Source organism: Deltaproteobacteria bacterium (assembly GCA_016210045.1).
Taxonomy (GTDB): Bacteria; UBA10199; UBA10199.
Genome location: JACQUX010000022.1, coordinates 44,553 through 56,982 on the forward strand (window position 1 = coordinate 44,553; position 12,430 = coordinate 56,982).

Sequence of the window (12,430 nt, forward strand, 5' to 3'; positions counted from 1 at the left end):
GTTGGAATCTGCTGATTGAATAGCACATCGCTGCGGCGAGCCCTGGAAAGGCCTAAGCCTGCGACTGGGGACCACACTCCCCAAAAGGGGCCTGCTAGGCCTCATTGGCGGACATTAATTCATGAATTCACAACCGGCGGGGGCGTTTGGTTCTTTCAGCGCTTTACATTTCAATTTATGGATCGCGCCGACGCATTGGTCGAGCGTCGCTTGATTCACGGCCTTCGCCTTTTCCGGAAGACTGACGCACATCTGTTCGGTCAACACGGATTTGCATTCGGAGGTGCTGCGTCCCCCGATGTCCGTTTTGCATGCGGTCATCCGATCACAGACGGCCGCGCTGATCGCACTACAAATCGCATCGGGCATCAACCCTCCGGCGCCCGGTTTCGGCGGAACTTTTTTCTTGGGCGGTTCTTTTTTCGTCGTACGCGTTGCGGACTTGCCATGGTCAATCCTGCGTTCCCGCACCACTGCTCCGTCTTTATAGACGATCTCCGCCACTAACCGCCGTGCATGGCGCGCACGCGCCGACTTTCCCTTGCGTGGCGTAGAGACCGCGTCATAAGAACGCTCTACTCCAGTAAAGCCACTATACTCATCTCCGCGACACTCTCCCACCCGCTCTCGGTATTCACTTCGATCAATACACCGCCCATCAAGCTTATTCGCGCGCCACGTTCGCAAGCGTGCTAATTTTCCATTGCTGACGACCAACTCTTTGCCATGCAACTTCCCCGCGACATAATGCCGACTGCGCCGCTCCGTGCGATTGCCGTACTGGGAAAACTGTTCATCCAACCCGTTTTTTTCTCCCACATGATAAGTCGTGCGGCGATACCCGTTCGGCTCCACGATCCGAACCGTGCCTTCGACTAAATATCCGCGATACGGATAGTAGCTGATCGTTTGCGAGTCTTCATGTTCGCACCGGACGACGCCGTCTTTGCGGTTGCCCTCACAGCGTTCGCCTTGGCTATCGAGTTTGAGTTGCCCCCCTTGTACCCACTCCTCTTTCGTGAGTTGGCCATCGGGATCATATGCGCGGAGAATTAGATCATCGCCGTCCGGACTCGCCGCAATTTCCAACCGCACCTGCCCGTTCCCATACAACGTCTGCACCGGCAATTGCACCCCCGCCCCCCACACCAACGGCGAGACCAGCAGCACCAAGATGAATGAAATGATTTTTCCCATAGAGAAAGTTCGTAACTCATGACCAGGTTGGCGAAGCCAACCCGTGGGCGCATCAGCCGCTCTCCCATTCAAAGCCAACTGCCGGGCGCAGCCCGCAGTCGGCGCAAAGCGGCCCCCCCATTCAAGCGACGGATCCGGCTTTGCCGGTCCGTCGCGCGGGGGTATGGGGGGTATTGTAAATCGCCGCCCTAATGTAATGACCGAATAGCTCCTTCGGCGATTTACAGACCCCCCATTCTAATGTCGGAGCGCGGGGATTTGAACCCCGGACCCCTACCACCCCAAGGTAGTGCGCTACCAGGCTGCGCTACGCTCCGAACCAATTTTCAAACCACGGGCCCCATGCATTCTGGGGCCCACCATCTGCCGCTCGTATAACGAGTGCATCAAAAAATGTCGAGGTTGGAGTCACCCATTACGTGCGCAGCTCCTGCAGCAACCCCTGTAAATCGCTCTTCAGTTTGATCAGCAGTTTGCTCCGTTCGCCTTCATGAGGCGGATGGCTGCGCGCGGCCGGTGCAACAGGCGTGCGTCTCGCCGCACTCCCACCGCCACTCTCGCCGAGAATTGGGACCACGGGCCGAGTCGGAGTCCCGGGAATCACTCCTTCCGGCGGCGACGCCGTCAGGGCCGCTGCGGGAACCGCCACATCGCCCGCGATCGACACCATTGGCGCCGCCGCTGCCGATGCTGCGACTGCGGCGACTGGCAGCGTTGGGGCCGGTGCGGTGTACAACTCCGCCTGTTCGCTGTTAGCGCCGTCGCGCGCGCCGCGGAGCAATTCGCGCAGCCGCTGCTTTGCGCCGTCGATCGTATAGCGCTCGTCGTACAACAGCTCACGAATCATCAATAGGAGTTCCACATCGCGCCGCTTATAGAGCCGCTGTCCCGATTTGGATTTGGTGGGACGGATATCGGAGAACTCCGTCTCCCAATACCGCAACACATACGGCTTCACGCCGACGATGTCGCTCACTTCGCCGATGCGAAAATAGAGTTTATTGGGGACGGTGCGGCGGCGGGCTGCGGTCATAAGAGACTCCTTCCGCTATCAGCCATCACTGATTGGCCGGTGCCTCGGCACGATTGAGGGCCTGCTTTAAGACTTGGCTCGGCCGGAACGTCAAGACCCGCCGTGCCGAAATTTCGATCGCATCACCGGTCTGTGGATTACGTCCCACGCGCGAACGTTTTTGCCGCACTAAAAAATTGCCGAATCCACTGATCTTGATTTTTTCGCCCCGCTCGAGCGTTTCTTTCATCATGTCGAAGACGAGTTCGACGATTTCCGCCGACTCTTTCTTCGAAAACCCGACCTTTTCGTAAATCTGTTCGATGATTTCGGCCTTCGTCATAAGCCCCCTCCGTCGTCCTCGAGTTATGTCCCCCGCACTTCGATACCGAGCCGAGCTGCCAACCCACTCACGATCCGCTCATGCACAGCGACCACTTCAGCGTCCGTCAGCGTACGCTGAGGATGCCGATAGAATACGGCAAACGTCAAGCTCTTCTTTCCAGGTGGGAGACGATCTCCCTGATAGACATCAAAAATTTTGGTCTGCATTAAGAGCGGCTCGCGCAACTCACTGATGGTATCGAGCACGCGCTGCGCGGGGAGGTCGCGATCGACGAGCAGCGAGAGGTCCCGCCGCACGCCGGGGAAACGATTGATCGGTTGATAGTGGGGGCTGTGGGCGGATGCCCAAGCGGCCAAGCGATCGGCGTCGAGTTCGAACAGAACCACGGGCGTTTTCAGTGCGTACTGTTGCAATAACATGGGATGTAATTCTCCACACCACCCACACAACTCACCGTCCGACTCCACCGCAAACGCCCGCCCGGGATGTAAAAACGCCGGAACGCCCTTGTTCCCACACTGCACGAGCCGGCCCCCACTCCACTGGCATATCGCCTCGACGACACCCTTGGCGTCGAAGCAATCTACCATATCCCGCGACTGGCTCCAACCCCAAGTATGCCGTTCCCCGGCCAAAATTCCGCCTAGATGAAGCCGCTCGCGGGCGGCAGCCCCTTCCTGCCAATAGACATGACGGAGTTCAAAGAGGCGCACGTGGCGCGCGCCATGGCGCACATTGCGCTCGACGGCCTCGACCAGACCACCGGCCAATGTAGTGCGCAACAGCGCTGGTTCCTCGCCTAACGGATTCCCAATGGCGATCGGCTCCCGTCCCGGCACCACGAAGCGCGCGACGGTCGCGGCGGGGACGAACGCATAGTGCACCGCTTCGCTGAATCCCTGGGCCCGCAACCGTTCCCGGCACTGGGCCGCCCACGCAGCATGGATCGGATGGTGCGGCACCGCCACCGCCGCGCGCGGCAATGCGGCCGGAATGTGGTCGTATCCATACAGCCGCGCCACTTCTTCGACGAGATCGATCGGCCGCGTCAGGTCGGGGCGCGCCGTCGGAACGGTCACATGCCAGCCGTCGGGGACCGACGCCACTTCACATCCGATCGCCGTCAACAGCGTCGTGACTTGGCCGGCGGCAATGCTGACGCCCAAGACGCGTTCCAATTCACGCGCGGGCAACAGCAATGTCATGGCGGATATCGGTTGCGGGTAACAATCGATCCACTCGCCCACGACACGGCCACCGGCCCACGCGGCGATCAGTGTCGCGACGCGCTGTAATGCGCGCAGCACGCCGTTCGGGTCGACGCCCCGTTCGAAACGTTTCGAGGATTCCGTGCTCAAGCCGAGCCGGCGACTGGTGCGCCGGATGCCGGTCGGCGCAAAATACGCGCTTTCGAGCACCACGCGCGTCGTGTCGCTCTGAATTTCGGAGTTCGCCCCGCCCATCACGCCGGCGAGTGCAATGGGACGCGCCGCATCGCAGATCAACAAGTCGTCCGGCAGCAACGCGCGCTCGACGCCATCCAGCGTCTTGAACGTGGTCGCTGCGCCAGCGGTGCGGATCGTGATGGCGTGTCCTTCCACGAAGCGCGCGTCGAACGCGTGCAATGGTTGACCGTATTCCAGCATCACATAGTTCGTGGCATCGACGACGTTATTGATCGGGCGCACGCCGGCGGCCTGCAATCGAGCCTGGACCGCAGCCGGCGACGGCCCGACCCGCACGCCGTTCATCACGACCGCCGTGTATCGCGGACACCGCACCGGATCCGTTAATTGGACTTGGAGATGCGTGTCTGCGCCGGTCGTGGTCGGCTCGGGCTCGTCGGGCATCGTGCAGGCGCGTGCAAACCCCGCGTGGACTTCACGCGCCATGCCGCGCACGCTGAGCGCATCGGGACGATTCGGCGTCACGGCGAATTCCAGTACCGTCTCGTCCCCGTCGACATGCAGCGCTTCGAGCTCGAAACCGACCATCGTGAGGCGTTCCCCCACGGCTTCGGGAGATAAGCCTTTCGTGTCGACGAATTCACTGAGCCAACCCAACGGCACGCGCATAGGGAATCACTTTATTCAAATAAACTGCGACAAAAAACGCAGATCGCTGTCAAAAAAGAATCGGATATCGTCCACGCCGTGCAGCAACATCGCAATCCGCTCCACGCCGACGCCGAACGCGAAGCCCGTCACTTGCGTCGGGTCATAGCCGACGGCCGTGAAGACGGCGGGATCGACCATGCCGCAACCCAAGACTTCCATCCAGCCGGTGACCGCGTCGCCCGCGCGCGCGAAACGCATGCCATTCGCGTCGCGGAGGTAGCCGAGATCCATCTCGGCGGAGGGCTCGGTGAATGGAAAGAAACTGGGACGAAATCGGGTCTGCACGGCATCGCCAAACAGCTGTTCCACAAACAGCTGCAGCATCCCCTTCAGGTGTCGGAAAGTCACGTCGGTATCGACATACAGGCCTTCGACTTGGTGAAACATCGGCGAATGCGTGACGTCGGCGTCACGTCGATAGACCGCGCCGGGCGCGATCAGGCGCAGTGGCGGCGGATGGGATTGCATCACACGGACTTGGACCGGAGACGTATGGGTCCGCAACAGCAACGGTGCGGCCCCGGACTGCAACGGCTGCAAATAAAAGGTGTCTTGCATGTCCCGCGCCGGGTGATCAGCTGGCATATTGAGGGCTTCGAAGTTGTGATATTCCGTTTCGACTTCCGGCCCTTCATAGGTCGAAAATCCGAGGCAACGGAAAATGCCGACGATCCGCTCCATCGTGGTGCTGATCGGGTGCGGATAGCCGGCCGGCGTGGGCGCGCGTCCCGGTAACGAGACATCCATGCGGTCGCCTAATGCTTCCGCCAAATGACCGGCCTGCAGTGTGGAGTGGACGCGTTCGATTTCCGCTTCGAGCAGCGCCTTGACCGCATTGGCCCGCTGCCCAACGATCGGACGCTCTTCCGGCGTGCACTCGCCCAACCGTTTTAACACGGCCGTCAGCCCGCCTTTGCGTCCTAAGAATTGGACGCGCACCGCCTGCAGGCACGCCTCGTCCCGCACCTCCGCCAACGCCGTCCGCGCGGCAGACTCCAGGCCATTCAGCTCCTGCAACAGTGCGTGACTCATGCGGCGTGTTGTCCGGCAAGCGTCGCCAGCTTCGCGAAGTCTTGCGGGTCACACACGGCCAGCTCCGCCAAGACCTTGCGATCCAGCACGACACCCGCCTTTTTCAGACCGTTCATGAAACGGCTGTAGGAAATATCATGCAGCTTGCTGGCCGCACCGATCCGCGTCTGCCACAACCCACGCATATCGCGTTTCTTCACGCGGCGATGCTTGTACGCATAGGCCAACGCGCGATCGACGGCCTCTTGCGCGGTACGGATCAATTTACTCCGCGCACCGACAAAGCCCTCGGCCCGTTTCAAGACCTTCTTGCGCCGCGCGCGCGCCTTAGTCCCACGTTTTGCTCGTGCCATATTCCCTCCCTCTCGCAGTCCTTAACTAACCATACGGTAACAATCGCTTCATCTCAGCGACGTCCGCCTCGTGCACGTAGGCTGGCGTGCGCAACGCCCGCATCTGCCGCGCTGCCTTATGGCTCAACAAGTGGCGTCGCTTGGCCTGCCCGCGTTTCACCTTGCCGCTCTTTGTGACTTTAAATCGCTTCTTTGCCCCACTATGCGTCTTTAATTTTGGCATCATCATCTCCTTACGCTGACTTCTGCTTCATCGGTTGCAACACCGTGGAAAGGAACCGCCCCTCAAACCGCGGCGTCTGCTCCGGCGCGCCCAACTCGGCCACCCCGGTAATCACGCGCTGCAACATCTTTTGGCCCAAATCCTTGTGCGCCATTTCGCGCCCGCGGAACTGGATGGTCACTTTCGCCTTATGCCCTTGAGTCAGAAACTCGCGAATCCGTTTCAGCTTCACTTCCAGGTCATGCACGCCAGTCGAAGGACGCAACTTGATTTCCTTCACCAACGCCACGAACTGATGCTTCCGCGCCTCGTGGGCCTTCTTCGCTTGCTCGTACTTCCACTTACCCACATCCATGATCTTACAGACCGGTGGACGCGCGGTCGGCGAGATTTCGACCAAGTCGAGCCCGATATCCTCGGCCAACTTCAGCGCATCGGCGGTCTGAAAAACCCCCAGTTGCTCGCCCTCGGCCCCGATCAAACGCACTTCCGGGACACGGATCCGTCGATTGGTTCGCAATTCCGGTTTACGTGGTTGAATGAGCCACCTCCTCTGTTGTGCGCTGCTCAGACATGTTTTGAGTCAACCTCTGTTTGCAAACGTTGCACACAGTCTTCGATCGTCATCGCGCCAAGGTCGCCGCCGCTGCGGGCGCGCACCGCCACTTTGCGGTCCGCCGCTTCGCGTTTGCCGACGACCAACATATACGGAATCTGTTCCAATTGGGCATCGCGGATTTTGGCGCCGAGTTTTTCGCTCCGCTCGTCGCAGGTGACGCGCAGTCCTGCGGCGGCCAGTGCGTCGCGGACTTCATGGGCGTATGGGATCGAGGCATCGACGATCGGCAACACCACGGCCTGGACTGGCGCCAACCAGAGCGGCAGTTTGCCGCCGGTGTGTTCCAACAAAATCGCGATGAATCGCTCCAACGTCCCGAGAATGGCGCGATGGAGCATCATCGGGACGGCTTCGCAGCCCTCCGGCGTGATATAGGCGAGGCCGAAGCGTTCGGGCATCGCGCAATCGATTTGTACGGTGGCCAGCGTCCAGGCGCGGTCGAGGACGTCGCGGAAATCGAAACCGATCTTCGGTCCGTAAAACGCGCCCTCGCCCGGGAGTTCCGTGACTTGAAATCCTGCCTGCTCCAACGAGCGACGCAGCGCCGCTTCGGCCACGGTCCAACGTTCGATCGTGCCGAGAAATTTTTCCGGACGCGTCTGGAGCGTGACTTCGATCCGCTCGAACCCGAACGTCGCGTAGACTTCACGCGTCATGGCGATAAAACTGGTCAACTCTTGGTCGAGTTGTTCAGGCGTGCAGAAAATATGGGCGTCGTCTTGCGCCATGGAACGGACTCGGGTCAGCCCCATCAGCGTGCCGGAGGGTTCGAAGCGATGCAACCGGCCGAAATCGGCGTAGCGGATCGGCAGTTCGCGATACGACGGCTTGCGTAGTCCGAACAGATAACAGTGGCCCGGGCAATTCATCGGCTTCAGCCCATATTCTTCTTCGTCGACCGCCATCAGGAACATATCGCTGCGAAAGGCCTCGTAGTGGCCGGAGGTCTTCCACAGTTCGGTCTTGAAGACTTGCGGCGTCACGACTTCGCTGTACCCGTATTTGCGATAGAGCGTGCGGACATACTCTTGGAGCGCGTTGTAGACGACCGTCCCTTTCGGATGAAAAAACGGCGAACCGGGCGCGATCGGATGCATGGAGAACAGATCCAGCCGCGACCCCAGTCGACGATGATCGCGTTCTTTGGCCTCTTCCAAGCGTTGTAGATACAATTGCAACTCGGCGTCGGTCAGGAACGCCGTGCCGTAAATCCGTTGCAACATCGGATTGTGCTCGTCGCCACGCCAATACGCGCCGGCGACCTTCAGCAGCTTAATCGCCTTAATGTCGCCAGTCCGTGCGACATGCGGGCCTTTACAGAGATCGACAAACGCGCCGTGCCGATAAAGGGTCACGGAATCGTCAGGAATGCCGTCGAGGATCTCGATTTTAAAGGTCTCCCCTTTTTCGGTGAAGAGTCGCCGCGCGTCGGCCTTGCTGACTTCTTCGCGCGTGAACGGCAGATTGCGCGCGATGATCTCGTGCATCCGCGCTTCGATGTGCACTAAATCGTCGGGTGTGAATCCGGGCGCGTAGTCGAAATCGTAGTAGAACCCCTGCTCGATGGCGGGGCCGATGGTGACCTTCGCCTGCGGAAAGAGTTGCTGCACTGCATCGGCCATGACATGCGCCGCTGAGTGCCGCATCCGCTCGAGGGGATCGTCTTCATGTCCTGCACGACAGACCATAATTCGTTCCCGATACACGACACACGATATACGGATTCTGCGATAACGATTGTCGTATATCGTGTATCGGGAAATTTCCACCTGAGGCGGATCCGTCCTTCGGCGGATGCTGCTGCAAATTTTTGTGGGCGCGACAGGATTCGAACCTGTGACCCCTACCATGTCAAGGTAGTACTCTAACCAACTGAGCTACGCGCCCTTGGCGGGGCGGACGGCTGCAAACACCCCGTAAAAAACTTGGACCCCTATAGATTTTCGGGGGGGAAAGTCAAGGGAATTGAAGGGATTGGGGTTTTTGGGGCAAGCTTCAAGTGTCACTTTGAGGCCGTCGCGCTTCCGCGTGGCTGCGGACTCGGCAAAGCTGCAAACGCGGAGGATCGGGTTCACAGCGGAACAGGCTTTTAAACAAGACACTCCAATACCGCTGCGGCGGGGCAGACTTGGATACGAACGCCCTCCTCAGTCCGCTCCCGCATGGTCGCTCCACGCTCCACTAACTGCAGGGCACGCCGCACTCCCAGTAAGCGGGCCAGCGGCACGAGACTGCGGGACACCGTGGTATCGGTCCGTTTGCATTCCAGCAGCAACTGCGGCCGATTGCGTTCGCAGAGCAGAAAATCGACTTCTCGCTTCTCCTTATCGCGAACATAATGCAGCGTTAATTCACCAAGCCCTAGGTCATTGAGATAATCGACATATTTGCGCAAATGCACGGCTACGAGATTCTCGAAACGGATCGCCGGATCGTTGATTTCAGTCCAATCCCAAAGGTACCACTTCGCTTCTTTCTTCAGCAGTCGTCCCCGTCGTTGGCTGAACGGGCGCAGCGAGAATCCGTAAAAAACCCGCTCCAACAGATTCATCCAGTGGCGGACAGTGGCGAAGTGAACTTCCAAGTCTTCACGCAGACTATTGAGCGATAACGGGCTCCCCACCCGCTCCGGCAGGAGAAACATGAGTTGCTCGACCAACGGCAGATGGCGCAACGTCTCCGTGACCGCCAGATCCTGATTAATGAGGCGATCGAGGCGAGTCCGTCGCCAGCGCACTAAAAATGATTGATCGGCGCGAAACAGTGGTTCCGGGAAGCCGCCGAACCGTGTGAGCGTAGTGCACGCGTCTGTTGCCGCCGGCGATGGCGACGCAAACACCCGTTGCATGAGTTCCGCAAGAGATGGCACCGGCCGTCCGGCCGCAGCCAGTTCGGCCACTGAAAATGGGGCCAAATGATACGTGAAGTGACGTCCCAGCAGCGAATCCTGGCCTCGCCGGTACACATTGAGCAGCGCGCTCCCGGTGACAATCCAGTGCGTGTGTGGTTCGGACGTATCGAACAAGCCCTTTACCGCATTTTTCCAACGGGGGTATTTGTGGATCTCATCAAAGACGGCAATCGCTTGTTCCGCACCGTCCAATCGTTGCTTGCCCGCAAACAGTTGGGTCGTGAGCCACTTGCGGTGCGAGGCCACATCCCAGTTCAGATAGTTAAGGCCGGATTTTATGGGGTTGAGAAACGATTGTGCCAATGTCGTCTTTCCCACCTGCCGCGGACCAGTCAGAAAGACCATCTGGCGGAACTCACGAAGATGTTTGGCAATATGCTGATAAAGATAGCGATGAGTCACATAAAGAAATTAGCATGCAACTATAAAATAGTCACGACTTTTTTACAGTTGTATGCACAACATTTTACGCGTCGGGACTGCCTAATCGAAACAGGCGGCGGAGCCAGTGGTGGGCCTCGGCGGGTGGGGCATCGGGGGTCGGCGGGACAGATGTCGCGTCCGCGCCCTCCCCTTTGAGGTGCAGGATGGGGTCACGCAGCAGTTTAGCAATGAGCGCTTTGGTGCAGGCCTCCATCGCGGTGGCCACTGCCCCGTTCGGAGAGCCGAACCGGCCAAGGCTGCGCGCGACTTCTTCTTGGCGGATCGATTCCCATTTCTGATGCAGCGACGCGATCGCGGCCTGCGAGGCATTCGGCCGTTGATTCGCCCAATACTGCGCGGCGGCACGGGCGACGATCGCTTCCGCATCGCGCACGACGTGTTGGCGTTCGTTGGCATTCGCTGCGGCCACCCGTTGGAGATCGTCGAGCGTGTACAAATAGACTTGCGGCAAATTTGCGACCGCTTCGTCCACGCCACGCGGAAACGCGATGTCGATCACGAATTGCGGCCGTCCGCCTCGTTGTTGCCGGACGCGCTCCAGCTGCGCGGCATCGAGCAAGGGGACATCGCCACTCGCACTACAAATGATGATATCGGCCGCGCCCAGCGCCGTCTCGAACGATCCGACCGGACACGCCTCCCCGCCCACCTCCGCCGCTAACACCGCGGCACGCTCGAAGGTCCGGTTGACGATCAGCAGACGCCCGACGCCCGCCTTGCGGAAATGGCGCGCCGTCAGTTCACCCATTTCACCGGCGCCGATGATCAATCCGGTGCAGTCTTGCAATTGACCGAAGACTTGCTGCGCCAATGCCACGCCGACCGACGCCACCGAAATGGGATGGCGCCCAATCCCGGTGCGCTCCCGCACCTGCTTCGCGACTTGGAACGCCTTCGCGAACAAACCATGCGTGACCGAGCCGACCGTGCCCGCGGCCAGCGCCTCCGCAAACGCACTCTTCACTTGCCCGAGGATCTGCGCCTCGCCGACGATCATGGAGTCGAGACTGGCCGCGACACTAAACAAGTGTCGCACGGCCGCTTCATCTTGATGGCGATAGCCGCGCGCGGTCAATACCGCGTGACTGCGCGCACACTGCGTCCGCACAAAATTGTCCAAACACGACGGTTCCGCATCATCAGGGAGGACCGTGTAGAGTTCGGTGCGATTGCAGGTCGCAAGCAACACATGCTCCCGCAACCCTGCCGCAACCGCGCCCTGCAACCACGACTGACGTTGCGCGACCGTCAGCGCCAACGCCTCGCGTTGCGCCGTGTCGGCTACCGTATGGTTCACACCCCAACAGAGGATCATAGAAAATTACACCCCGTGTATTTCCACAAACGACAACAACAACACGGCCAACCCGAGCAACGCAAAAAAGACCCAACGGCGACCCGGTTGCCAACGACGCACGCGGCTCTGCAACAGAAATCCGTACAAGACCCATCCCAACAGCGAGAGGAGTCCATGACTGCGGGACCCCAGCCACGACGGCGCACTCCCACCTAAGATGACGCCGGTCCCGACGGTAAGCGTGAGCGCGATGAAACCGAGCAGCATCAGCCGCGTGATCGCGCGTTCGACGCTCGGGAGGGACGGAAAGCGCAACAGCTGCGGCGTCGGCCGGCGCATCTTGAGCGCGCGGTCTTGCCAGACGTAACAGCTGCCGACTAGACCGCTCACCAGAAAGATCCCGACCGCGACAATCGCACCGGCGACATGCACGGGGATCAGCGGCCACGCGGCAGAGATCCAACTGGCACTGTCGCTGCGGCCGCCGAGCAAGGTCGGGAGGGCCAGAGCCGCGACCACGGCATACAGCAGCGGCGCGAGACCCTGCCAGCGAGCGCGGCGCGTCAGCCAGACCGTCAGGCCCGCCAACACCCAGACCAGGAGTAAGAGTCCACCGCGATGGCGCCCGATCGAGGCCGCCCCTTCGCGCCAGATCGCGACCGGCAGATAAACGGTGTGCAACAAAAACCCCAGCAGGAAACAACGGCCGGCGTAGCGGACACCGGCGTGATCCGGGTGACGGCGGAGACTCAATGCGAGCAACGCTGCTGCGCCGTAGAGACAAAGCGTCGGGATGATACAGATGAGTGGCATAGGACCTCTGTGCTGAAGGACTTGGAAAGCAATGTCAAGTGTCTGACTGATTTCAACGGCTCCATT

General features: G+C 60.1%; 12 protein-coding genes and 2 tRNA genes. All 14 read right to left on the reverse strand.

Annotated elements, in window-relative coordinates; translation table 11 throughout:
• Nucleotides 1-114 precede the first annotated feature (114 nt).
• The 14 genes from HY696_07040 to ccsA all read right to left on the reverse strand — a co-directional run bounded on the left by HY696_07040 (nt 115) and on the right by ccsA (nt 12,364).
• The gene (locus tag HY696_07040; GenBank protein ID MBI4238155.1) at nt 115-1,197 is read right to left on the reverse strand and encodes a hypothetical protein; all 1,083 of its coding nucleotides are present in this window, start codon (nt 1,195-1,197) and stop codon (nt 115-117) included.
• 243 nt (nt 1,198-1,440) lie between these two features.
• Nucleotides 1,441-1,514: transfer RNA gene (locus HY696_07045), tRNA-Pro, on the reverse strand.
• A gap of 98 nt (nt 1,515-1,612) precedes the next feature.
• The gene (locus tag HY696_07050; protein ID MBI4238156.1) at nt 1,613-2,230 is read right to left on the reverse strand and encodes a MerR family transcriptional regulator; all 618 of its coding nucleotides are present in this window, start codon (nt 2,228-2,230) and stop codon (nt 1,613-1,615) included.
• Between the two features lie 25 nt (nt 2,231-2,255).
• A complete protein-coding gene (locus HY696_07055; GenBank protein ID MBI4238157.1) occupies nt 2,256-2,552 on the reverse strand; it encodes an integration host factor subunit alpha in 297 nt (98 codons plus the stop codon).
• Nucleotides 2,553-2,575: 23 nt separating this feature from the next.
• Nucleotides 2,576-4,630, reverse strand: a complete 2,055-nt coding sequence (locus HY696_07060; protein MBI4238158.1) for a phenylalanine--tRNA ligase subunit beta — start codon at nt 4,628-4,630, stop codon at nt 2,576-2,578.
• A 15-nt stretch (nt 4,631-4,645) separates the two neighbouring features.
• Nucleotides 4,646-5,692, reverse strand: coding sequence for a phenylalanine--tRNA ligase subunit alpha (gene pheS / locus HY696_07065; GenBank protein ID MBI4238159.1), 1,047 nt, complete (start codon nt 5,690-5,692; stop codon nt 4,646-4,648).
• An 8-nt stretch (nt 5,693-5,700) separates the two neighbouring features.
• Complete coding sequence (gene rplT, locus HY696_07070) at nt 5,701-6,057, reverse strand: 50S ribosomal protein L20 (protein ID MBI4238160.1); 357 nt, start codon at nt 6,055-6,057, stop codon at nt 5,701-5,703.
• A gap of 25 nt (nt 6,058-6,082) precedes the next feature.
• A complete protein-coding gene (gene rpmI, locus HY696_07075) occupies nt 6,083-6,280 on the reverse strand; it encodes a 50S ribosomal protein L35 (protein MBI4238161.1) in 198 nt (65 codons plus the stop codon).
• Between the two features lie 10 nt (nt 6,281-6,290).
• Nucleotides 6,291-6,821 (reverse strand): translation initiation factor IF-3, encoded by a 531-nt coding sequence (infC, locus tag HY696_07080; protein MBI4238162.1) that lies wholly within the window; start codon nt 6,819-6,821, stop codon nt 6,291-6,293.
• 26 nt (nt 6,822-6,847) lie between these two features.
• A complete protein-coding gene (thrS, locus tag HY696_07085; GenBank protein MBI4238163.1) occupies nt 6,848-8,587 on the reverse strand; it encodes a threonine--tRNA ligase in 1,740 nt (579 codons plus the stop codon).
• 125 nt (nt 8,588-8,712) lie between these two features.
• Nucleotides 8,713-8,786 (reverse strand) — tRNA-Val (locus HY696_07090).
• A gap of 202 nt (nt 8,787-8,988) precedes the next feature.
• Nucleotides 8,989-10,212: an ATP-binding protein gene (locus tag HY696_07095; GenBank protein ID MBI4238164.1), complete on the reverse strand. Its 1,224-nt coding sequence runs from the start codon at nt 10,210-10,212 to the stop codon at nt 8,989-8,991.
• Between the two features lie 64 nt (nt 10,213-10,276).
• A complete protein-coding gene (locus tag HY696_07100; GenBank protein ID MBI4238165.1) occupies nt 10,277-11,569 on the reverse strand; it encodes a glutamyl-tRNA reductase in 1,293 nt (430 codons plus the stop codon).
• Between the two features lie 6 nt (nt 11,570-11,575).
• Nucleotides 11,576-12,364: a cytochrome c biogenesis protein CcsA gene (gene ccsA, locus HY696_07105; protein MBI4238166.1), complete on the reverse strand. Its 789-nt coding sequence runs from the start codon at nt 12,362-12,364 to the stop codon at nt 11,576-11,578.
• Nucleotides 12,365-12,430 lie beyond the last annotated feature (66 nt).